This is a genomic window from Capnocytophaga sp. oral taxon 323 (assembly GCF_001278825.1).
Lineage (GTDB): Bacteria > Bacteroidota > Bacteroidia > Flavobacteriales > Flavobacteriaceae > Capnocytophaga > Capnocytophaga ochracea.
Genome location: NZ_CP012589.1, coordinates 82,889 through 105,688, shown reverse-complemented (window position 1 = coordinate 105,688; position 22,800 = coordinate 82,889). Strand labels below are relative to the sequence as shown.

Here is a 22,800-nt window from a genome sequence, read left to right as displayed (position 1 = left end):
ACTAAAATGCCTTAATACGGTACATCAAACCAATACTTACTCTATTTTTATCTAACATAGGAGAAAGCGGTTGGTGTTCATAATCATATGCTCGCCCTATATAAGCCAAGAAGAAACGCAAATCTTGCTTTTCAAAAGGCAAATATTCAACCCCTGCATAATAGCCATAAGAACGATAGTTGTTATTATAAGCCCCAGAAGGGAGACTACTATTTTTCACATCAGCCATTTCATACATTCCTTGTGCAAAAATATTCAGTTGTGGAATAGGCTGGTATTCGGCTTTTACTACAAAAGAATTATAAGATGTATCTTCTAAATAAGCAGGAACAGCTACGGCTGTTGTGGTATAAACAGAAGCGTATTGCAAACGGTCTAAGTTTTCATAAGCCATCATATAATCGAAGAAGACTTGAAACTTAGGTAAGTTTAGCTTACTACCCAACATAACCATCGAATTGGCTATATTTTTAGCCTCTTGCTGAATCCCTGCTCCCCAACGTGTTTGCAATTTATTATCAAAGAAACTACCATTCCAGTTAAAAATATAAGCAAGTGGTGATTTGCTTGCTTCAAAGCTACTTCCTGCGTATAGTTTTTCAAAACTATCATTACGCACATCGGTAATTTGGAAGTTAAACTCGTGATTTTTATTAGGGGCATAAGTAATCATCGCACCTAACATAAAATTATCCATATGGTCTACGAAATCAGAATATTCATAGATGTTCATTGGGTTTAGGTCAAACTCAAAACCTCCCCACGCTTGGCACATTTTACCTGCAGTAAGTGTCCATTTATCGTCTAAACGGAAACCTGCATAGAGCATATCGGTAGCTTTGGCAAGATTATCCAAAGAAGTTCCTGCATTTGATTTGTTCAAACGATGACGAAAGCGGTAGAAAATACGGTCGGTAATATCACCTCGAACCTCCAATCGTAATTGGCGCGCTTTGAATTGAGCAGTCATATCTTGGTCTTTTACTTTTTCAAGATCAAAGCTCGATTGAAAGTTGAAGTACATATTAAACTTCTTATGAATAGGGTTTTCCTCTTCATCTTGTGGCATAGGTAGAGGCGCAGGAGCAGTAGCTTTTAACTGGTCGATTTCTGCCCTCAATTGGTTGATTTGGTCTTGCAAATCTTGTTGTGCGGTGGCAACACCTCCTACCAGAAGGCTTATTGCCAATAATATTTTTTTCATAGTATAAATTAGTCGTTAATTGTTAGTCTTTAATCGTTAGCTAAGTACTAACGACTAAAGACTAAATCTTAATATTCATTAAAGTATTTTTGGATTTGTTTCCAGTCTTTGGTTTTAGTGAGTGCTAACATCAATAGAACACGAGCTTTTTGTGGGTTGAGTGCTTGTGCAGCTACAAATTGATATTTAGCATCATCTACTTCGGCATCGAGAGTTGTTGCTCCTGTAGGTACGCGTGAAGAACGCACAAACTGAATGCCTTGCTCTCTAGCTTTTACTGCCAAATCGAAGATAGTGTGATAGAGGTTACCATTACCTACTCCTGCGTGTACAATACCATCGAATTTAGCGTCCATAAAAGCTTTCATTGGCAATTCGGATACGTTAGAATAACTGTATACGATACCTACTTTAGGCAATTGTTTCAAATTATCAACGTTAAACACTGATTGATAAGTGTGTTTGTTTTCAGGAGTACGATTAAAGAATACCTTACCGTTGTGAATATATGCCAATTTGCCATAGTTAGCTCCTTGGAAAGTTTCGACAGCTGTAGTACTGGTTTTAATCACATCTTTGGCATCAAGTACAATATCGTTCATACAAACCATTACCCCACGCCCCATAGCATTTTTATCGGCAGCAGTTACTACTGCGTTATAGAGGTTTAGAGGTCCATCGGCACTCATACCTGTAGCAGGACGCATTGCTCCTACCATTACCACAGGTTTTTTGCTGTGTACGGTAAGGTTGAGGAAGTAAGCGGTTTCTTCCATTGTATCGGTACCGTGGGTGATTACCACACCATCATATCCTTCTTTATTTAAGAGCTGATTGATGCGTTTGGCAAGGGTGAGCCATACCTCATCGTTCATATCTTGTGAACCGATTTTCACAATCTGTTCACCACTTATATTGGCTATATTCTTCACTTCGGGTACTGCTTCCAAGAGTTGATAAATACCGAGCTCACCAGCTTTATAGTTGGTTTCAGTATTCGATTTACTTACTCCAGCAATAGTACCGCCAGTAGCTAAAATACGAATCTTTGGCTTTTGTTGCGCAAAGACTGCCACAGTCATCATTAAGAGCAATGAGAGGGCAATTTTTTTCATCAATGTCATCATATATGATTTTAGTTATTAGTTTTGAATGGAAAGTTAAGAATTAGAAATTAGATTTTTCACATAAACATAATTATTAGGTAACCTACTGCAATGGCTACAATAGTAGCTACAAAACCAGGAATTTGGAACGAGTGGTTCAGCACGTACTTGCCTATGCGAGTGGTGCCTGTTCTATCGAAATTGATAGCAGCTACTACGGTAGGATAATTAGGGATAAAGAAATAGCCATTCACAGCAGGGAACATTGCTATCATTGCCATTGGGTGAATACCTAAGGCAATACCTAACGGATAAAGAGTTCGTACCGTAGCGGCTTGACTAAATAAAAGAACAGACATTACAAAAAGGGCTACTGCAAAGAGGAAAGGATATTGAGTAACTATTTGTTCGATGTGCATTTTGAAGAACTCAATATTGCCATTGAAAAAAGTATCACCCATCCAAGCAATCCCAAAAATAGCTATCACGGCTTGCATACCTGCAATAAATACCGAGCCTTTTACTGCTTTGTTGATGTCTACTCGAGCAAAGATAATCATCAAGCCAGCGATAGACATCATTATAATTTCGATGAGTTGGGTCATTCCCATCTGTACTTTCTCACCTCCTACTTCAAAAGATGGACGCAAGGTATCAATAGAACCAAAAAGTACGATAGAGAGGACTCCTATAAGGAATATAATCACTGACGTTTTGGCTCTTTGCAGGTCTTTACCGGTCATTTGCGAAGCGGTATGACTTTCTTTTTCTAAAAGACCTTCACGTAAACGGCGTTGGTATTCAGGGTCTTTTTCGAGAGGAACGCCCATAAAACTCACGGCTATGGCGCCTACAATCACCCCTATGAGCGTAGCGGGGATACACACCATCAGAATATTATCTAACGTAATACCTTTACTACCTAAAAGCTCAGCTGAAAGTAAAGCGGCTGTAGCTGCCGAAATAGGGCTGGCTGTAATAGCCTGTTGCGAAGCTATTACCGATATAGAAAGGGGACGCTCAGGGCGTACCTTGCTATCGGTAGCAATTTCGGAAATGATAGGCAAAAGCGAATAGGCAATGTGACCTGTACCTGAAAACAAAGTAAAAAAGTAGCAGAGTACAGGCGCCAAGAAGGTAATCATAGCAGGATTTCTGCGCAGAATTTTCTCGGCTACCTTCACCAAATAATCTAAACCTCCCGCTGCTTGCAATGTAGCAGCCGCTGTAATAACTGCTACAATGATAAGCATTACATCAATAGGCGGATTACCAGGTTTGAGTCCGAAACAAAAGACCAGAATTCCTAAACCTATCATACCGAAGATACCGAGCCCGATACCTCCTACTCTCGCTCCTACAAAGATAGCGAGGAGCACGATTAATAATTCTATATATATCATATTCAATGAATAATTGACAATAGCAATTAGCAACTACTAATTTTGGGTCAAAGATACGAAAGTTTTTGAAAACAAAAAAGAGAAAAAGAATATTTTTTAAAATAAAAAGAACTTTTAAATTTAGGAGATAACTTATACTTAGCTTATAGGAAGCTTATAGGAACCTTGAACGAATCTTGGAAGATTGTTATACAAAAGGTATATAAACACTTGATATACAATAGTTAAAAATAATATAATTTCTATAATTCAGTTAATTTCCATTTTTTGATTTTTTAAGATTTTTGTATATAACATTAAAAATTCTTTTCAATGTCAAACGGAGGTCATTCGCAATTATTTGCTACCTTTGCCCTCAAAAATAACGTTATGGAATTTACCTACACTTTAGCGGATATCGATACAATTGCAAAAAAACTTCTGCCTCACTTACACTACAAAGTGGTGATTTTTAGAGGAGAAATGGGATTTGGCAAAACAACACTCATCAAAGCCTTGGTGCGTGCCTTAGGTAGTACAGACAATGTGAGTAGCCCTACTTTTAGCCTTGTGAACTCTTATGAAGGTGCTGATAGTCGTATTTACCACTTTGATTTTTACCGTATCAAAAACGAGGAAGAGGCTTTTAATATCGGCTTTGAAGAATACCTCTACTCTGGCGATTGGTGCTTTATTGAATGGGCGGAAAAGGTTGAAAAATACTTGCCTGATACTTATACCACAGTCGAATTGATACAAATAGATAAAAACCATAGAAAATTAGTAGTTAGCAATTAGAAAATTAGCAAATTGATAAAATGCTCGTGCGGTTTGCACCAAATTATGATTAAACACATTCTCAATTTTAAACGTCCTTCGGGGACATCAAGAGGGGTTCTTACCTCCAAAGAAACCTTCTTTTTAGTAATAGAACAAGAGGGCAAAAAAGGCATAGGAGAATGCAATCTCTTTCGTGGGCTTAGTGCCGATGATGTACCTGATTATGAGACCAAATTGCAATGGGTAGAACAACACTTACACTTGGGAGAAAAGGCTTTATTAGAAGAGCTCAAGACTTTTCCGTCTATACAATTTGGGGTGGAACAAGCATTTAGGTCGGTAGCAGCTCCACACTGGTACGAGCTCTTTCCTTCGAACTTTACGAAGGGCAAAGACGCTATACCTATCAATGGACTCATTTGGATGGGCTCTCCAGACTTTATGAAAACGCAGACAAAAGAGAAACTCGCTCAGGGTTTTCGCTGTATCAAAATGAAGATAGGAGCGATCGACTTTGAAGAAGAATATCGCATTTTAAAAGCCTTGCGCAATGAGTTTTCGGCAAGCGATATAGAAATACGGGTAGATGCTAATGGTGCGTTTCAAGCAACTGAGGCACTGAGGTATTTAGAACGCTTGGCTACTTTGCAATTACACTCTATTGAACAGCCTATACGCGCAGGACAGTGGGAAGCAATGGCTGAACTATGCGAACAAACACCTCTGCCTATTGCCCTCGACGAGGAGCTGATAGGGATATTTACAAGGGAAGAAAAACAACGACTTCTGAGAGAGATACAACCGCAGTATATCATTTTAAAACCTTCGCTCATAGGAGGTTATAGAGGTTCTGAAGAATGGATAACCCTCGCCGAAACATTAGGCATAGGTTGGTGGATAACATCGGCTTTGGAGAGCAACATAGGGCTTAATGCCATTGCGCAGTGGACGTACACACTTCGCAACCCAATGCCCCAAGGTTTAGGTACAGGAGCATTGTATACTAACAACTTACCTTTTCCACTCTATGTGAAAAACGGACATTTGGGCTTTAATCCTTGTGAGCGCGTAACATTTCCCTTTTCATAGGCGGTCCTGGTAATCGTTCCACCATAAAACCACAAGCCTGCATTGCACGACGCACAGAGCCTTTGGCAGCGTAGGTTACCAAATAGCCTCCTTGTTTAAGGGCAGTGTACATTTGTTGGAAAATAGCTTCTTGCCACAATTCAGGTTGTACTTGCGCCCCAAAAGCATCGAAATAAATAAGGTCGAAAGTATCGGTATCGTTGATAGTTTCGAAACGTTGTAATCGCTTTTTGAAACTAAAAGATGAAGAAAGTGACACTGGTTTGTCCCAGAGACAGCGATGCATTTGTTCAAAGATAGGGGTGAGTGTAACATCGTTCAGCAATTGCGAAAAATTCATCTGTGAGGCTTCGTCCCACGAAAGCGGATAGGCTTCTACCGTTTCGTAACGAATATTCAGTTGCAAGGATTCGTGTTCCTTGTAAGTAGCTAAAGCGTTGAGCCCCGTGCCAAAGCCAATTTCTAAGATAGAGATGCTTTGGTGATCAAATAGTTGCAGTCCGTTTTTGATAAACACGTGCTGAGTTTCTTGAAGCGCGCCGTGTACTGAGTGATAGGTCTCGTCCAACTGCGGAATATAAAAGCTGGTAGAGCCATCAGAGGTTTTTATAAGTTCGTGAGTCATTGTTCAGGTAAAAGATAAAAGATAACAAGTAATCGTTTAATAGTTAGTGTGTTGAAAAATATAGGTAAAGATTTTTGTGTTTTACGCGACAAAGTTAAAAAATATTTTGTACCTTTGACAAAAATTTAGACAAAATCAAAAACTAAAACAATATGAATTTAAAGATTGAAAAAGTAAAAGAAAGTCGTATTAACCAGATAGACTTTTCAAAACTGAGTTTTGGTAAAACTTTTGCTGACCATATGTTTATCTGCGAATACAAAGATGGACAGTGGCAAAACCCAACCATCAAACCTTATGCTCCTATAACCCTTGAGCCTTCGGCAAGCGTATTTCACTACGGACAAGCTGTTTTTGAGGGAATGAAAGCTTATAAGGACGACAACGGACACGTTTTTCTATTCCGTCCGCAAGAAAACTACAAACGTATCAATAAATCTTGCGCACGATTGGCAATGCCTGAGTTCCCCGAAGAATGGTTTGATAAGGCACTCCGCACTCTTGTAGATATCGATAGTGAATGGGTAAAACCAGGTTTTGGCAATGCCCTCTATTTGCGCCCATTTATGATTGCTACTACTGCTGGCGTGCAAGCGGCTCCTGCTAAAAACTACCTTTTTATGATTATTACTGCCCCTGTACAAGCTTACTACAAAGGCGATGTAAAAGTAAAAATAGCCGACTATTACAGCCGTGCTGCTAATGGAGGTTTTGGTTTTGCTAAAGCAGCAGGTAACTACGCAGGTCAGTTTTTCCCTACTCAGGAAGCTGCCAATGAAGGCTATCAACAAGTGATGTGGACAGACGATGCTACTCACCAATTCTTAGAAGAAGCAGGTACAATGAACCTATGGTTCCGTTTTGGTGACACCCTTGTTACTTGCCCTACTAGTGAACGTATTCTCGATGGGGTAACTCGTAAAAGTATCATTGCAGTAGCCGAAAGATTAGGTATCAAAACCGAAGTACGCCCCGTGAAAGTAACCGAACTTATCGAAGCTGCTGAAAAAGGTGAATTGAAAGAAGCGTTTGGTTGCGGAACGGCAGCGGTAATTAGTCCTATATCTGGGTTTGGCTATAAAGGCAAAGATTACAGCGTAAATCGCCCTGCTGAATTATATACCGATAAAATCAAGCAAGCAATACTTAACATTCAGTATAACAAGGCAGAAGACCCCTTCGGCTGGAGAGTGCAAGTAAAGTAAGAAGAAATAATTTGTGAAAAAGTTGTGAAAAAGTTTGCAGGTTTCAAAAAAGGTCGTACCTTTGCACCCGTAAAACAAGAACAACAATGGCCTCGTGGCGCAACTGAATAGCGCATCTGATTACGGCTCAGAAGGTTACAGGTTTGAATCCTGTCGAGGTCACGAAAAAAGCTCCAACAAAGTTGGAGCTTTTTTTATTTTAATGAACGTCGTATAAGGAAAATAAATATACACAATTTAAATCTTAAAACAAAGTAGTGGCATAATAAACATTTCCAAGAGCTTTAAGTTCTTGGAAATGTTTATTTTTATAATGATGTAAATACTTAAAAACTTCCCTCTTAAAACCTAATCTTATTTCTTATAGAGCTCCAAGTATTCCCGTACGATTTCAAAGTCGTCGAAATGGTGTCTAACGCCTTTAATTTCTTGGTAAGTTTCGTGTCCCTTACCGGCGATGAGAATGATGTCTCCCTTTTTGGCATTCTTGCAAACGGATTGTATTGCCTGACGACGGTCGGTGATAGTTTGTACTTTGTGAAAGTATTGTGGCTGTACCCCTTGTTCCATTTCGGAAAGAATAGTCTCAGGTTCTTCATTGCGAGGATTGTCGGAAGTGAGGATTACATTATCGCTGAGGGTTGTTGCTATATCAGCCATTATAGGGCGTTTACCTTTGTCGCGATTGCCTCCACAGCCCACTACGGTAGTGAGGGTCTCGTTGTGAGTGCGTATATCGTTGATGGTTTTCAGAACGTTTTCAAGGGCATCGGGGGTATGAGCATAATCCACTATGGTAATCACTCCCGTAGCCGATACTGCATACTGAAAACGTCCTGCCACAGGTTCTATGGCACTGATAAGAGTAAGCGTTTCGAGTTCGTTAATACCCAATAGAGTAGCTGTAGCATATACCGCCAAAAGGTTATAGGCATTAAACTCACCTATGAGTTTTGTCCATACCTCGTGCTGATTGATACGCAACAGCAAGCCGTCAAATCTACTCTCAATGATATATGCCTTATAATCTGCGTGAGTTTTGAGTGCGTATGTTTTCTTTTGAGCTTTGGTATTTTGTAACATAAAAGCCCCATTCTTATCATCGTTGTTTACTAAGGCAAAAGCGGTAGCGGGTAACGCATCAAAGAAACGCTTTTTCACATCGCGATAGGCAGCGAAGGTCTTGTGATAATCGAGGTGGTCGCGGGTGAGGTTAGTGAAGATACCTCCTGCAAACTGTAGTCCTTCAGTACGATGCTGGTCGATGCCGTGAGAGCTCACTTCCATAAAGCAATATTTCACCCCTTGTTCTACCATTAAGTGCAGGTAATGATTCAGTTGAAGAGGGTCGGGGGTGGTGTGAGTAGCTTCAAAACGCTGGTCGTCTACGTATACTGCCACTGTAGAGAGCAAGCCTGCTTTTTGTCCTGCTTTTCTAAACAATTGGTAGAGAAGCGTTGCAATAGTAGTCTTTCCGTTAGTGCCTGTAACGCCTACTAAGGTAAGTTTTTCGGAAGGATTGCCATAGAAGTTAGCCGCGATAAGAGCTAAGGCGCTATGAGTATTAGGAACTACTATATAGCTTACATCAGGCAAGGGCTGTTGAGGTAAGTGCTCACATACAATAGTAGTAGCGCCACTGTGTATAGCTTGGTCTATATATTCGTGTCCGTTAGATTGAGTGCCAGAAATAGCAACAAACATACTTCCTTTTTCTACCTTGCGAGAGTCGAAACAAACGGAGGTAATATCTTTATCTTCCACATAAAGGGAAGTTTTTATAGTAATGTTTTTAAGTAATGTTTTTAAGTTCATAATGTTAATTCTCTAATTTGCCACATTGTAACACTACTACTATATTGCGGGGCACTTTAGTACCTTTGGCAATTGATTGTGTGCTTACTTTTCCTTCACCTGAGAATTTCACTCGTAAGCCCATATTCTCCAAGAGAGCAACAGCGTCCATTACGTTCATACCACTAAGGTCGGGCATTATGGTTTTGTACTTAGCAGCTTTGGCGTAGTAATCTTCGTAGTTTGTTGTGGTACTGGCTGATATTTTATCTACGTTTTCTACCGTATCCATCAACAGCGAATTGGTATAGATTTTATGAGCAATACTCTTAAATACGGGACCTGATACATCGGCTCCATAAAAACCTACACTCTTATCGGGTTCGTGAATTACCACTATACAAGAGTATTTGGGGTTATCGACAGGAAAGAAGCCTGCAAATGAAGATATATAGCTAAGCTTACTCTTATCGGCACTGGCATAGTTCTTACGGGCTGTACCTGTTTTACCTGCCATTGAGAAATCGGGAGAATGGAGACGATGCCCTGAACCGTAGGAACGTTCTACTACATTAGCCAATAGTCCCTTGGCACGGTCAGCAGTTTGTTTAGAACATATTTTACCATTGATAATCTCCACATTAAACTTCTCTACTGTTTTATTCCATTCCTTTACTTCTTTTATCATTCGAGGTTTGACCATTACTCCCCCGTTGGCAATTGCATTATAGAAAGCCAAGCTTTGCAAAGGAGTAATCTTTACGGAGTAACCTATTGCCATTGACTCAAGCGTTACCCCACTCCATATTTTGTCGCGAGGTGTAGGAATATAGGGAATCCCTTCGCCTAAAATAGGTAAGCCTAAGGGTTGATTTAGGTTCATTTGAATGAGCTTGGTAGTAAAATCAGAAGGAGATTTTGAAAAGAGGCTATGCACGAGTTCTGTCATTCCGACATTAGAAGAGACCGAAAAAGCTTTGTTGAGACTTATATTTCCTGTAAACCTATGTTGAGAGTCTTGAAAGGTCTTATCGTAATACTGTTGTTTTCCTTCCTTGATATCTACCACATAAGTCGTATCGATATTGCGGGCTTCCATAGCGGCTACTACCGTCATTAGTTTGAAGACTGAACCAGGTTCGTGTGCTTCACCAATAGCAAAGTTATAACGCTCAGAATATGTATCGTTTCTAGTATTCAGCTCTAAGTTAGAAATAGCTTTTATCTCACCTGTATTCACCTCCATTACTATCACACAACCGTGATGAGCTTTGTATTTTTTAAGTTGCGTAAGCAAAGCGTGGTGAGCGATATCTTGGATATTAATATTGATGGTAGACACTACATCGTAGCCGTCCTTAGGTTCGATGATATTAAAACCACTGGCAAGTTTCCACTGTCCTTGTGCTATTTTTTGTTCTACGCGTCGACCTTTGGTTCCTAACAAATAGCTGGCATAAGCACCTTCCAAACCTACACGGGTAGTATAGCCTGTTTCATCAGTACGGGCATAGCCGATACTGCGGTGTGCAATCCCACCTAATGGATATTCGCGTTTTATATTGCGCTCGACGATAATACCGCCTTTATAAGGACCTTTATTGAAGAGGGGAAATTTCTTGATTCGGGAGTACTCGCTATAGCCCAGATTAGTAGCTACGAGCATATAGCGATTCTTTAAGCTACGTTCTTTTTTAAAGAGATTTAAGTAATAGCTATTGGGTTTTCCAAACATACGCGAAAGCGAATCGCTGAGGGGTTTTACATACCTATTGAAATTAGCTCTGGAAGGCGCAATACCGTCCCAACGGATATCATAGCGAGTTACCGAAGTGGCAAGCAAGCTACCATCATCAGAATACAAATTACCTTGACTGGGGATAATATCAGCTTCTCGCAAGGTAGTTTCGTCTACTTTGGCGCGATACTCATCACCATCAATTTGTATTTTTATGAGCTTTACCGCAATGACACCTATCATCAGTAGCATCATAATGGCTACCAAATAAGTGCGCGATGTTATCTTTTTATCGTTTTTTTCCAATGCTTCTTTCTACTTGTATTATCTATTATCTCAAAGATTACTCTTCTACAATTGCCTTTATTTTTTGTGGTGGTTTTTCGGGTTGTTTAAGTCCTTTACTTTCTAATTGTTCTAAAAGCGAAGACTCCAAACGCACTTTCTGCAAACGCGAACGCACATCGACGAATTCACTCTTGAGCTCATTTACTTCGTCGTTGAGCTTAGCTATTTGGTGTACTTTGCGGTCTACCATATGCGAGCTGGCTATCATTATAACTCCCAAAGCAAAAAGAAAGCTTATGAAGAACCAATTTCGGGTAGCTTCTTTACCTTCTACCAAAAATTTTCCTCGCAATATATTCTTTATTTCATCAGTGGCTTTTCCCATTTTTTTTCAGTTATGAGTTTAAACGTTCGGCGATACGGAGTTTGGCACTACGAGCACGGCTGTTTTGTGCTATTTCAGTATCATCAGGAGTGATGAGACCGCCTACTTTTTTAAAGGGTACTGACACATTGCCATACCAATCTTTCTCAGGAGCTCCTTCTAACTGTCCGTCTCGAATGAAGCGTTTTACACAGCGGTCTTCGAGTGAATGATAGCTGATAAGGCTGATACGCCCTTGGGGCTTGACTACGGCAGGGAGTTGTAGCAAAAATGATTCCAAAGCTTCTATTTCGGCATTTACCTCTATACGAATGGCTTGATAGATTTGTGCTAACACTTTGTTCTCTTTAAATTTAGGCAAAAGAGCTTTTACTGCCTCTTGTAGTTCACTGCCTAAGCGTATTGGCTTCTGCTCTCGGTAACTGATTATGGCACGGGCTATCGCTTTGGCATTTTTTAGTTCGCCATATTGAAAAAAGATATGAGTGAGTTCTATCTCGCCATACTCATTGACGACTTCTTGGGCTGAAAGAGGAGCTTGCTGGTTCATACGCATATCGAGTGTACCTTCAAAACGAGTAGAGAAACCACGCTCAGCTACATCGAACTGGTGAGAGGAAACCCCAAAATCACCCAAAACCCCATCTACTTGTGTTACTCCATAAAAGCGCAAATACTGACGCAGATACTTAAAGTTTTGCTGAATAAGAGTAAAACGTTCATCATCGATGGTATTATTAAGGGCGTCGGCATCTTGGTCGAACGCATAGAGGCGTCCGTTTTTACCGAGGTGCTTTAAGATTTCGCGCGAATGTCCTCCCCCACCAAAGGTAACGTCGACATAAGTGCCATTATCTTTGATATTCAGTCCCTCAATGCTTTGCGTTAAGAGTACAGGAGTATGATAGGGGGTGTTATTGTTCATTTACTTGCTACGTGATATAATAGAGTGCAAAGGTACGAATTTAATACTCAACCACCAAATTTAAATTAAATGTGAGAATGAGAAAATGAGGAAATGAGAAAATGAGAGAATGTGAGAATGAGAAAATGGGAGAATGAGAAAATGAGAGTTTATTTGGAATTCTTGGAGAGGCTTAGAAAGGAAGAAATAAGTTAAATTTACAGATTGTAGAGGGTTAAAATGTGTTAAATATTATAGTTTGTGTTATTGAAAAAAATACAATGATTTGACTTAAACTTTGAGTTTTCAGCAATGTTTGGACAAAATGACTAAGAAAAAAATGTTAAAATGAAGGATTTACCCTATTTTTTAGCAAAGTTTGAAGGAGGGACAAAATGTTAAAATTTACTTTTGCCTATTGACTTTTAAAGAAATATATTATACTTTTGGCTCAAAAATAAAAATAAATAAACTATGAGAAAAAGAACTTTCAAATTTGGAATGTTGGCATTGGTAGCCCTTGCGCTTACTTATTGCCAACGTGAAGATGCCCCTGAGGCACCACAACAAGACCCTGTTCCTGCCGTAGACCCACAAGCGGTAGTGAGCTTAAACGAAGCCAAGAGCCTTTTTGAGGCTTCGGAAAACCAGAAGCGCACTGCCAACAGTGTAAGCCGTAGGAAGTACCCGTTTATTGAATTAGAAACCGATTGGCGGTATTTTGAGCAAATGAAAGACTTTGAGGAAATGCCTTATGCCAAAGTGCCTGTGAGGATCTCTAAAACAGAACTCAATGGAGAAGTACTCTTCCTTAAAAAAGATGGGAAGACTAAGCAATATCTTTTTCTTACTCAGATAGATAGTATTATGGCAGATCGTCGTATTATAAATGCTGATTTTTATTTGCTTGATACTAAAGGTGTCTTTCTTTCGGCTTACCGAATGACAGATGGAGTTATTACTCATAAAATAGTACCCAAACGCAAAGGAAGTTATCGAATTATAGATAATAACGAGGCCTCAGCAACCGCGGAAAAGCCTATATGTAGAAGTTGTCCTTTTATTATTGCACCTCTGCCTTTTTCTATAGATGATGAAGGAGATGACCCAAAGGAAAGAGGCGAAGGTGGGGGTGGAGGAAAAGACTACTTTGTGTTAGAGCCTGTTACTGTTTATGGTAGATTTCCTAGAAAAAGTAGAAATAAATCTGACTTTCCTCATTATACATATTATGATTATTCACCATATGGTTATGGCGACTTTTATGATGATAGAGATAGAGAAGATAAGAGAATAGCTCTTCAAGAGCTAAGAGAAAAAAGAAGAGCCATAGGTGGCGGAGGTAGCAGTAGTAATGTAGGAGCAGGTATGGCAAAAGAAGAAGAGGAAAAAGAAGAAGCTCCAGTTCCTGATAGACCCGACCACCCTATATCTAATAATAAATGCTTCTTTAGCACAGTAGACCTCAATAAGGGAGCTACATTAACCATTTATGTAGATGAGCCTAAACCAGGAACAGGAGGTGTTATAAAATGGATAAATGTAGGGCATACTTTTATAGGTATTACACAAGGAGAAAACCAATATACCTATGGATTTTACCCTAATGTACCAGGTATCAGAACAATAGGTAATAATGATGTTTCGTCCGTATTAGGGAAAGACGATAGGCATACTTTTCTGTTTCTTTTTCGACTGAGATTTCTCCAGAACAGTTACAAAAGATTATAGAGTTATCTCAAAAATCTTATGCCCGTCAATACAATTTAAGCAGTAGTAATTGTACTGATTTTGCCATATCCGTAGCAAAATTAGCAGGGATTACTTTACCTTATAGCAAATCGAATTGGGGTATAGGAAGCGGTTCTAACCCTGGTGCATTGGGTAAAGCTCTAAGAGATAGTCCCACATTTAAAGATAAAATTAATACAAGTGGAGGAACAGCTCCAGCAAGTAAAGGAAATGGTTGCTAAGATGAAACAGTTATTTTTTTTAATTTTAATACTCCCTTTACTAGCGATGACTCCTCCTAATAAAGAGGCAAGACAACGAAAAGTAGTAGAAGAGTATGTACATACACTTCTCAATACTGACGATGAAGTGATACAAAGTATTGCTAAGAAAGAGGATATAGTGAATATTTTTCCTTCTTTTAACTTTACTAAGACCTATCCAACAGAAGAAACAGAAGGCTTAGTAGATTTTCTGTTGTATGTAAAGCGAACCTTGCAGGGACATAGATATAAGATACTAAACTTTAAGGAAGGTGCTAAAAAATTAAAGAAAGATAAAATAATCCCTCCTGATTCTGATAGGGGAAATGTGTATTATATTTATGATATAGATGAAGATGGTGTGTTTTTTTACGCTTCTGTGGTAGTAGATGATAATTATAAAATTATAAGTATCGCCATTGTAATGTGTGACCACCCACAAAGGCTATGCTTTCTGTATTTTTAACAGTTAAAAAATAAGGCAATGGCTTTTTGCTGTTGTCTTATTCTGTAGAATAATGTAAAACTAACCCTATGAAACAGTTATTATATTTAATTTTAATACTCCCTTTACTAGCAATGACTCCTCCTAATAAAGAGGCAAGACAACGAAAAGTAGTAGAGGAATATGTACATACACTTCTCAATACAGACGATGAAGTGATACAAAGGATTTCTAATAATGAAGATATACAAAATATAACACCATTGTTAAAAATTACAAGGACCTATACAAAAGATGAGATTAATAATGCGATAAATTTTTTATTGTATGTAAAGCGAACCTTAAAGGGACATAAATACAAGATACTAAACTTTAAAGAAGCTAATGAAAAGCTGAATGGAGAAGCTATAGCTCCTGATAGGGGGAATATATATTATATTTATGATATCGATAAAAAAGACATATACTTTGAGGCATCTGTGATAGTGGATGATGACTATAAAATTATCAGTATTGCTATTGGGATCTGCGGTCAACCACAAAGGCTATGCTTTCTGTATCTTTAACAGTTAAAAAATAAGGCAATGGTAATAAAACCATTGTCTTATTCTGTAGAATAATGTAAAATAACCTTATGAAACAGTTATTTTTTCTAATTTTAGTATTGCCTTTATTAGCGATGACCCCTCCTAATAAAGAGGCAAAACAACGAAAAGTAGTAGAGGAATATGTCCATACGCTCCTCAATACTGATGAGGAGATCTTAAATATTTATGAAAACGAGGATATACAACAGATTTTCCCATCGTTTAAACTCACAAGAACCTATACAAAAAAAAGAAATTGATGAAATAAAAGAATCTCTTTTGTATATAAAGCAAATCTTACAAGGACATAGATATAAGATACTAAACTTTAAAGAAGCTGATAAAAAACTTAAAACAGAAGGTGGTGCTGTAGCTTCTGATAGGGGAGATGTATATTATATTTATGATAAAGATCTAAAAGGTGTTTTCTTTCAGGCTGCTGTGGTAGTAGATGATGATAACAAGATTATCAGTATCGCTATAGGAATGTGTCTTAATCCTAAAAGATTGTGCTTCTTGTATCTTTAACAGTTAAAAAATAAGGCAATGGTATGAAAAACTATTGCCTTATTTTTTTCAATAGAGTAGGGATTGTAAAGGTGTGTTATCGGAGAATCTCGGAGAAAATCGGAAAGTATCGAAGATAGGGTTATGGTATAGTTAGCTTATAGAAAGCTTATAGGAAGCTTATACGAATCTTGGACGATTGGTATAGAAAGGGTATATAAGTAGTTAAGAATGAGGGATTAAGAGCGAAGATTAAAGAGTTAAAAAGTGTTAATTAAGCGAAGGGTGAAGACTGGAAAAACGAAAGTATATAGAGACAAAAAAGGAGGAATATAGAAACCGTAAAGGCTGTGAACTGGAAGAGAATGGTATAAAAATTGATGTGTGGGGCATAGATGTATTGGCATTTATGATTATTTTCGTATCTTTGCACCATCATTGGAATGAATTTGAATGAAAAAAACATATTACTATATATTATTCACTTGTTTATTAACCTTTTGTACTAACCTTTGGGCTCAGAATGACAATAGCAAGACCCGCCGTATCGAAATTATCTACGGGGGGGAATTTACAATTGACAATGAGAAATACCCCGGGGCTACTATCTTTAAATCGGACGGACAACGGGTACAGTTTCGACATCAAGGGTTAGACGTGTGGTGCGATTTGGCTGTGCTCTATGAGGAGAAAAACGAGGTGATTGCACACGGCAATGTAGTCCTACAACAAGGCGACACGCTACAAATGAACAGTCAGTACGTATCGTATAAAGGGAATACTAAAACGGCTGTAGCCCGCGAGAACGTGCTATTGCGCAATGGGAATATGACGCTGGAAACCCAAGAACTCTTCTTCGACCGCAACTCTCAGGAGGCTTATTACAACAATTTCGGGAAAATTACTGACCCTGAAAATGAGCTCACCAGTAAAACAGGAAAGTATTACGTAACGACCAAGAAAAACCAATTTACCAATTCGGTAAAGATTGTCAATAGAGATTTTACGGTTAATTCGCAGGTGTTGGACTATTATCACAATTCGGGCAACGCCTATTTTTACGGCAAAACTACCATTGTGGGCGCTGACTACAAAGTGTATTGCGAGCGAGGTTTTTACGATACGCGTCGACAATTGGGGTATTTTATGAAGCACGCTAAGATAGAATACGACCTGAAAACCTTGGTGGGCGACAGTTTGTATTTTGATAAACGCCGTCAGTTTTCTTCGGGCTCTAACAATATCTTCATTTCGGACACGGTAAACAAGACCTTTGTACGAGGGCATTACGGCGAAATTCACAAGGCAAAAGATTCGATGTTTATCACCAAAAAGGCAGTGGTAATCACATTAGTAGAGAAAGACTCGATGTATATGCACGGCAAGCGCATTTTGGTTACTGGCAAACCGCAACACCGCGTGATTCGCGCTTACCCCGATGCTCGTATTTTCAAAAGTGATATGCAAGCCAAGTGCGATTCAATTCACTCTGACGAGGCTAATGGGCTGACCCAAATGGTGGGCAAACCTGTAGCGTGGACAGGCGAAAGCCAAATGACGGGTGACAATATTCACCTGATTGCCAATACGAAGACCGAGCAATTGGACTCTTTGAAAGTGTTTAACAACGCACTGGTGGTAGAGAAAGACAGTTTGGGCGATGGCTATAACCAAGTGAAAGGTAAGTTCTTGTATGGCAAATTCAAGAAAAATGTTTTGCGACAAATAGACTTTTTGCAGAATACCGAGTCTATTTATTACGTGTATAACGACGCTAAGGAGCTGGTAGGCATCAACAAACTGACTTGTAGTCATATTAAGCTCTATTTAAACAAAGACCAGCAAATACAACAAACGGTGTTTATTACACAACCATCGGGGAATTTATACCCAGACGATAAATTACACGTGAACGACCGTAAGTTTAAGGAATTTATATGGCGAGGTGATGAACGTATCCGCAGTAAAGAAGAGATTTTTAGCGATGCGGAGAAGAAAATAAAACCCAAGAAAATTAAGGGAATGAAGACTCCTGAGGAGATAGACGAGGAGGAAAATCTGCTTGCAAATCCGTCGCTTAAAAAAGACAATAAGGCTGGAAAAGAGAAGGCTAAAGAGAAGCCAAAAAGCAAATAAGACGAAAAGTTGGCATTTTTATTGCACAATAATAAAAAAAGGCGTACATTTGCCTATTGATTAATTTTAAAACATAAACTATATGAAAAAATTTATTATCGCAATGTCGGTGTTGGGATTAATTACCACATCGTGCGTATCCAAAAAGAAGTATGCTGAATTAGAAGCAAGAAACAAACAGACTGAGGATTTGCTAAACACTGCTACCGTAAAACTCAATATGTGTTTAGACGAAAAGAACAACTTGACTCACAAGTTGGAGAGTATGAAAAATCAGAACGACTTGCTCAAAGAAAACAATCAGCAGCTCATCAACAATATGGGTAACCTTACTACGCTTACCCAAAAAGGTGCTGAGAACCTTGAAAAATCATTGGAAAGCTTGCGTGAAAAAGATTTAACTATCAAGAATTTGCGCGATGCTGTTACCCGTCGTGACTCAATAAACCTCGCCTTGGTACAAAGCCTCAAAGGAGTGTTGGGTAACTTAGACGACCAAGATGTAGACATCAAAGTAGAAAAAGGTGTGGTATTTATCAATATCTCTGATAAGATGCTTTTCAGCAGTGGTAGCTACACTATTTCTAAAAACGCAAAGAGCGTACTTGAAAAAGTTGCAAAAGTGGTTAAAAATAAACCTGACTTTGAGTTTATGGTGGAAGGACACACCGATAACGTAAACATCAAAACAAGTTGTATTCGTGACAACTGGGATTTGAGCGTAATGCGTGCTACCGAGATTGTACGTGTATTACAAAAAGACTTTGGAGTTGCTCCTGAACGTATGACCGCTGCCGGACGTAGCTACTACGTGCCATTAGCAAGCAATGGTGATGCTAACGGACGCGCTCTAAACCGTCGTACTCGTATTGTGATATTGCCTAAGCTCGACCAATTCTACACTATGATTGAAGAGGGAATGAAAGACCCTGCTATCGGTGGTAAAGGAAAATAGTGCGAGTCGGTGCGAGTCGCACAAACAATTAATGAATTAACAAATGAGATAAGAGTCAGCAGTTAGTGTAAAGCTAATTGCTGACTTTTTTGTATGGAAGAGTGAATAGAAAGTGCAAGCCACACAAGCAGTCGTAGCACGACAGGTATTTTTTAAATTGGTAAATTAGTAGATTTTTGAAGTTGTAAGTTTAGTAAAAAAACAATCAAGCGTTGGTTATTATTTCACTAATCATTGATTAGTTTTTTGTATAAACCACAATATTGTTATATCTTTGCGCTGAAAAAGACACAAAATTGATAACTTATTAAAAGAAATAGATAAGTGCTATAAACATCTTGTCTTATACTTTTGTACCGAAAAATAAAAACAGTAACATATGAAAAGAAAATGTTTGCTACTATTGTTTTTAGTAGCTACAACTGCTGTTTTTGCACAGCACAAATACACCCTTAGTGGTTCGATTGCTGATGCTTCTAACGGCGAAAAGCTCTTAGGGGTAAACTTTATCATCAAAGAACTGCACACAGGTACCTCTACCAACGAGTACGGGTTTTATTCTATTACCTTGCCTGAAGGCAAATATACCATTACTATTGAGTATATAGGCTATGGTACTCACCAAGAAACTATAGTACTAAACAAGAATATCCGCAAAGATTACAAACTGAAGCCTGAGACTATTCAGCTTACAGGAGTAGACGTAACTGCAAATGCCACAACCCAGAAAACAGCAGTACGCAAGCCTGAAATGAGTGTAGCTTCTATTCCTATCGCTACGGTGAAGAAACTGCCTGTATTGGTAGGTGAAGTAGATATTATCAAAACGCTGATGCAGATGCCAGGTGTGAGCAACGCAGGCGAAGCATCATCAGGATTTAACGTGCGTGGAGGTGCTGCTGACCAGAATTTAGTACTTCTTGATGAGGCAACGATTTTCAACGCTTCGCACCTCTTTGGTTTTTTGAGTGTCTTCAACGCTGATGCTATACGTGATATGAAGCTCTACAAAGGAGGAATTCCAGCACGTTATGGCGGACGTATCGCTTCAGTTTTGGATATTTATCAGAAAGAGGGTAACAAGAACAAATTTGGGGCTACAGGGGGCATAGGGGTGCTCTCTTCACGATTACTTGCGGAAGGTCCTATAGTGAAAGACAAAGCGTCGTTTTTAGTAGGAGGTCGCGCCTCTTACGCTCATCTCTTCCTTAAACTGAGCGACAATGAAAATTCGATGTACTTTTACGACCTCAATACAAAACTCTCTTACCAACTGAACCAAAATAATGCGCTGTATCTTTCGGGTTACTTTGGTAGAGACCTTTTTAAACTGAGCGATAACCTTACTAATGCTTATGGTAATGCTTTAGTGAATTTACGTTGGAATCACTTATTTACTGAGAAGCTCTTCTCTAATTTATCTGCTATTTATAGCAATTACGACTATAAGTTTGACTTTAACTGGATTGATATGATATGGACTTCAGGGATAGAGAATTTCAACCTAAAATATGATTTCAAGAACTATGTATCAGAGAAGTTTAAATTCACCTATGGCTTCCAAGGATTATATTATATCTTCAAACCTGGTAAAGTCCTCCCTAAATCTCCTGCCTCTACTATCAAAGAAAAGGTTCTTGACCATAAATACGCTGCCGAAACAGCTTTTTATATAGATGCCGAACAGAAATTAGGAGATGCTCTTACGGTATCATACGGCTTGCGATTCAGTAATTTTTATCACTTAGGAAAGCGTACTGTAAATGTGTATAAAGATGATAACCCTGTGGTATTTAACACGAGCCGACAAATCTATCAGAAAGCGACTCCTATTGGGACGAAGTACTACGGTAGCAACCGTATTATAAATTTGTACTCTAACTTCGAACCGCGCTTTACTATGAGTTATGCTTTCAACGATAATAAATCAATAAAAGCGAGTTATGCGCGTACGGCTCAATATGTACATTTGATTTCTAACACAGCTTCGCCTTCGCCTTTGAACGTATGGGCACCCAGTGATGAGTTTATCAAACCACAGTTAGCTGACCAAGTGGCGTTGGGTTATGCTTCTAACTTCTCGGACGATAAATACAGTATAGAGGTTGAAACTTATTACAAGAAAGTGCAAAATCGCTTAGACTATATAGACGGTGCGAACCTCATTGCTAACGAAGCGATTGAACAAGTATTGCTAACAGGGGAAAACAGAGCTTATGGTTTGGAACTGTTATTGCGTAAAAACACCGGTAAACTCACTGGGTGGATAGCTTATACACTCTCAAAATCGGAAATGCAAACTAAAGGACGTACCTCTGAAGAAATAGGTATCAACTACGGCGACTGGTATAGTGCTCCCTACGACAAACCTCACGATGTTTCGATTACGGCTACCTATGAGCTCTCTGCTAAATGGACATTCGGAGCTGTATTTAACTTTCAATCAGGCTTACCTACTAATTACCCCGTAGGGCGTTATAACTACTTAGGAATGAGTGTTCCTGACTATAGCAAACGCAACGAATACCGCTTGCCTACTTATCACCGTTTGGATCTTTCGGCTACCTATACACCACAACGCCCAAACAAGCGTTGGAAAAGTGAATGGGTATTCGGTATTTACAACGTGTACAACCGCAAGAATGCTGTGAGTGTTTCCTTCCGTGAGAACTTAGACACCCATAAAAATGAAGCCGTTAAACTCTCTATTTTTGGTATTATACCCAGTGTAACTTATAACTTTAGTTTCTAATACTTAAACCTCTATTTATTATGAAAATAAAAAATATTTATATTATACTTCTCAGTGCTTTAGCTTTAACTTCTTGTGAAGAGGTCATAGATTTAAAATTGGACTCTGCTCCTCAAAAGTTAGTGATTGATGCATCTCTCGATTGGAAGAAAGGAGAGGCAAAAGCCTATCCTGTAGTGGACATCAGTTATACGGAAGCCTATTTTGGCGATACGCCTTCACCTGCTATTGATAACGCCATTGTGAAAATCAAAGCACATACTCAAACCCAGACGCAAGAGTACCAACTCTCGTTATGGGACGGTACTTCTACCATTACCACTGATAACATAGCCACATTAAAAGGCGGTAGCCGTTATGTATTTCCGGCAGGTATCACTCCTGAATTGGGCAAAGACTATGAACTTATCATAGAACTCAACGGACAAACCTATACTGCTAAGAGCAAAATGCTTGAAGCTCCTATAATACCTTCTGACAAAATAGTACAAAAAGAAAACGGAGGCTTTTTAGGTGACCAAATAGAGTTAAAATTCTACTTTGACGGTATTAGTGATGGTGTAGCCAATGCTTATTTAGTAAGGCTGACACAAAGTAGTAGCAAGAAGATTGATTACTTCTCCTTAGATGATAACTACATTGCTAACCATAAGTTTTTCTTTATAATGACAGGACTCAATAATGATAAGTTAAACAAAGGAGATATTGTAAACGTAACACTTTATCGGATTCACCCTCAATACAAAGAATTTGTGCAAATGCTTATAAGATTATCAGAAGGACAAGGCCCGTTTACTATTCCTACGCGCCCCATAGGTAATATTGTGAACAAAGGAAATTCTCGTGAGAACCCTCTTGGAGGTTTTCGGGTGGCACAATATACTACGCTACAATATACAGTAAAATAATTGCTCGTGCAACTCA

Annotated in this window: 20 protein-coding genes and 1 tRNA gene; 13 read left to right on the top strand and 8 right to left on the bottom strand. The window is 38.8% G+C overall.

The window, feature by feature from the left end; genetic code table 11:
• Position 1: 1 nt before the first annotated feature.
• The 3 genes from AM608_RS00435 to AM608_RS00425 form a co-directional block, all read right to left on the bottom strand.
• A complete protein-coding gene (locus AM608_RS00435; RefSeq protein WP_053580389.1) occupies positions 2–1,204 on the bottom strand; it encodes an OprO/OprP family phosphate-selective porin in 1,203 nt (400 codons plus the stop codon).
• Positions 1,205–1,272: 68 nt separating this feature from the next.
• Positions 1,273–2,331, bottom strand: a complete 1,059-nt coding sequence (ansB, locus tag AM608_RS00430; protein WP_053580388.1) for an L-asparaginase 2 — start codon at positions 2,329–2,331, stop codon at positions 1,273–1,275.
• Between the two features lie 56 nt (positions 2,332–2,387).
• Complete coding sequence (locus AM608_RS00425; RefSeq protein WP_053580387.1) at positions 2,388–3,713, bottom strand: anaerobic C4-dicarboxylate transporter family protein; 1,326 nt, start codon at positions 3,711–3,713, stop codon at positions 2,388–2,390.
• Positions 3,714–4,025: 312 nt separating this feature from the next.
• On the opposite strand from AM608_RS00425, the gene tsaE reads away from it, so the two are divergent.
• A complete protein-coding gene (tsaE, locus tag AM608_RS00420; protein WP_082315769.1) occupies positions 4,026–4,490 on the top strand; it encodes a tRNA (adenosine(37)-N6)-threonylcarbamoyltransferase complex ATPase subunit type 1 TsaE in 465 nt (154 codons plus the stop codon).
• A 45-nt stretch (positions 4,491–4,535) separates the two neighbouring features.
• Positions 4,536–5,561 carry an o-succinylbenzoate synthase gene (locus tag AM608_RS00415; RefSeq protein ID WP_053580386.1) on the top strand — a complete coding sequence of 342 codons (1,026 nt, stop codon included), beginning with the start codon at positions 4,536–4,538 and terminating at the stop codon, positions 5,559–5,561.
• Here AM608_RS00415 and mnmD read toward each other — a convergent pair.
• Complete coding sequence (gene mnmD, locus AM608_RS00410; protein WP_053580385.1) at positions 5,524–6,186, bottom strand: tRNA (5-methylaminomethyl-2-thiouridine)(34)-methyltransferase MnmD; 663 nt, start codon at positions 6,184–6,186, stop codon at positions 5,524–5,526. The two genes, AM608_RS00415 and mnmD, sit on opposite strands and share 38 nt — an antisense overlap.
• 152 nt (positions 6,187–6,338) lie before the next feature.
• Here mnmD and AM608_RS00405 point away from each other — a divergent pair, with 152 nt between their 5' ends.
• Positions 6,339–7,391, top strand: coding sequence for a branched-chain amino acid aminotransferase (locus tag AM608_RS00405; protein ID WP_053580384.1), 1,053 nt, complete (start codon positions 6,339–6,341; stop codon positions 7,389–7,391).
• An 88-nt stretch (positions 7,392–7,479) separates the two neighbouring features.
• Positions 7,480–7,553, top strand: a tRNA-Arg gene (locus AM608_RS00400).
• Between the two features lie 192 nt (positions 7,554–7,745).
• Here AM608_RS00400 and AM608_RS00395 read toward each other — a convergent pair.
• The 4 genes from AM608_RS00395 to rsmH form a co-directional block, all read right to left on the bottom strand.
• The gene (locus tag AM608_RS00395; protein WP_053580383.1) at positions 7,746–9,206 is read right to left on the bottom strand and encodes a UDP-N-acetylmuramoyl-L-alanyl-D-glutamate--2,6-diaminopimelate ligase; all 1,461 of its coding nucleotides are present in this window, start codon (positions 9,204–9,206) and stop codon (positions 7,746–7,748) included.
• 4 nt (positions 9,207–9,210) lie between these two features.
• On the bottom strand, positions 9,211–11,178 hold the full coding sequence (locus tag AM608_RS00390; protein WP_371179204.1) for a penicillin-binding protein: 1,968 nt from the start codon (positions 11,176–11,178) through the stop codon (positions 9,211–9,213).
• 88 nt (positions 11,179–11,266) lie between these two features.
• Positions 11,267–11,596 carry an FtsL-like putative cell division protein gene (locus AM608_RS00385; protein WP_002671172.1) on the bottom strand — a complete coding sequence of 110 codons (330 nt, stop codon included), beginning with the start codon at positions 11,594–11,596 and terminating at the stop codon, positions 11,267–11,269.
• 10 nt (positions 11,597–11,606) lie between these two features.
• Positions 11,607–12,521: a 16S rRNA (cytosine(1402)-N(4))-methyltransferase RsmH gene (rsmH, locus tag AM608_RS00380; protein WP_009417475.1), complete on the bottom strand. Its 915-nt coding sequence runs from the start codon at positions 12,519–12,521 to the stop codon at positions 11,607–11,609.
• A gap of 453 nt (positions 12,522–12,974) precedes the next feature.
• Between rsmH and AM608_RS00375 the strand changes: the two genes are divergently transcribed.
• From AM608_RS00375 to AM608_RS00340, 9 genes are all read left to right on the top strand, one after another.
• Complete coding sequence (locus AM608_RS00375; protein WP_253273489.1) at positions 12,975–14,231, top strand: hypothetical protein; 1,257 nt, start codon at positions 12,975–12,977, stop codon at positions 14,229–14,231.
• A gap of 243 nt (positions 14,232–14,474) precedes the next feature.
• On the top strand, positions 14,475–14,960 hold the full coding sequence (locus AM608_RS00370; RefSeq protein ID WP_253273488.1) for a hypothetical protein: 486 nt from the start codon (positions 14,475–14,477) through the stop codon (positions 14,958–14,960).
• Positions 14,961–15,028: 68 nt separating this feature from the next.
• Positions 15,029–15,505, top strand: a complete 477-nt coding sequence (locus AM608_RS00365) for a hypothetical protein (protein WP_053580380.1) — start codon at positions 15,029–15,031, stop codon at positions 15,503–15,505.
• A gap of 68 nt (positions 15,506–15,573) precedes the next feature.
• Positions 15,574–15,786, top strand: coding sequence for a hypothetical protein (locus AM608_RS12345; RefSeq protein WP_253273487.1), 213 nt, complete (start codon positions 15,574–15,576; stop codon positions 15,784–15,786).
• Between the two features lie 19 nt (positions 15,787–15,805).
• On the top strand, positions 15,806–16,054 hold the full coding sequence (locus AM608_RS12340) for a hypothetical protein (protein ID WP_253273486.1): 249 nt from the start codon (positions 15,806–15,808) through the stop codon (positions 16,052–16,054).
• 432 nt (positions 16,055–16,486) lie between these two features.
• The gene (locus AM608_RS00355; RefSeq protein ID WP_009419629.1) at positions 16,487–18,169 is read left to right on the top strand and encodes an OstA-like protein; all 1,683 of its coding nucleotides are present in this window, start codon (positions 16,487–16,489) and stop codon (positions 18,167–18,169) included.
• A gap of 82 nt (positions 18,170–18,251) precedes the next feature.
• Positions 18,252–19,124 (top strand): OmpA family protein, encoded by an 873-nt coding sequence (locus AM608_RS00350; RefSeq protein ID WP_009410200.1) that lies wholly within the window; start codon positions 18,252–18,254, stop codon positions 19,122–19,124.
• Between the two features lie 379 nt (positions 19,125–19,503).
• Positions 19,504–21,876, top strand: coding sequence for a TonB-dependent receptor (locus AM608_RS00345; RefSeq protein ID WP_053580379.1), 2,373 nt, complete (start codon positions 19,504–19,506; stop codon positions 21,874–21,876).
• Between the two features lie 20 nt (positions 21,877–21,896).
• A complete protein-coding gene (locus AM608_RS00340) occupies positions 21,897–22,784 on the top strand; it encodes a DUF4249 family protein (RefSeq protein ID WP_053580378.1) in 888 nt (295 codons plus the stop codon).
• Positions 22,785–22,800: the final 16 nt, after the last annotated feature.

Coding starts and splice junctions, on each gene's coding strand:
- AM608_RS00425 (WP_053580387.1), bottom strand. CDS start 3,713: ATGATATATATAGAATTATTAATCGTGCTCCTCGCTATCTTTGTAGGA.
- mnmD (WP_053580385.1), bottom strand. CDS start 6,186: ATGACTCACGAACTTATAAAAACCTCTGATGGCTCTACCAGCTTTTAT.
- AM608_RS00365 (WP_053580380.1), top strand. CDS start 15,029: ATGAAACAGTTATTATATTTAATTTTAATACTCCCTTTACTAGCAATG.
- AM608_RS12345 (WP_253273487.1), top strand. CDS start 15,574: ATGAAACAGTTATTTTTTCTAATTTTAGTATTGCCTTTATTAGCGATG.
- AM608_RS00385 (WP_002671172.1), bottom strand. CDS start 11,596: ATGGGAAAAGCCACTGATGAAATAAAGAATATATTGCGAGGAAAATTT.
- rsmH (WP_009417475.1), bottom strand. CDS start 12,521: ATGAACAATAACACCCCCTATCATACTCCTGTACTCTTAACGCAAAGC.
- AM608_RS00370 (WP_253273488.1), top strand. CDS start 14,475: ATGAAACAGTTATTTTTTTTAATTTTAATACTCCCTTTACTAGCGATG.
- AM608_RS00435 (WP_053580389.1), bottom strand. CDS start 1,204: ATGAAAAAAATATTATTGGCAATAAGCCTTCTGGTAGGAGGTGTTGCC.
- AM608_RS00350 (WP_009410200.1), top strand. CDS start 18,252: ATGAAAAAATTTATTATCGCAATGTCGGTGTTGGGATTAATTACCACA.
- AM608_RS00375 (WP_253273489.1), top strand. CDS start 12,975: ATGAGAAAAAGAACTTTCAAATTTGGAATGTTGGCATTGGTAGCCCTT.
- AM608_RS00415 (WP_053580386.1), top strand. CDS start 4,536: ATGATTAAACACATTCTCAATTTTAAACGTCCTTCGGGGACATCAAGA.
- AM608_RS00405 (WP_053580384.1), top strand. CDS start 6,339: ATGAATTTAAAGATTGAAAAAGTAAAAGAAAGTCGTATTAACCAGATA.
- AM608_RS00340 (WP_053580378.1), top strand. CDS start 21,897: ATGAAAATAAAAAATATTTATATTATACTTCTCAGTGCTTTAGCTTTA.
- AM608_RS00395 (WP_053580383.1), bottom strand. CDS start 9,206: ATGAACTTAAAAACATTACTTAAAAACATTACTATAAAAACTTCCCTT.
- AM608_RS00355 (WP_009419629.1), top strand. CDS start 16,487: ATGAAAAAAACATATTACTATATATTATTCACTTGTTTATTAACCTTT.
- ansB (WP_053580388.1), bottom strand. CDS start 2,331: ATGATGACATTGATGAAAAAAATTGCCCTCTCATTGCTCTTAATGATG.
- AM608_RS00390 (WP_371179204.1), bottom strand. CDS start 11,178: ATGATGCTACTGATGATAGGTGTCATTGCGGTAAAGCTCATAAAAATA.
- AM608_RS00345 (WP_053580379.1), top strand. CDS start 19,504: ATGAAAAGAAAATGTTTGCTACTATTGTTTTTAGTAGCTACAACTGCT.
- tsaE (WP_082315769.1), top strand. CDS start 4,026: ATGTCAAACGGAGGTCATTCGCAATTATTTGCTACCTTTGCCCTCAAA.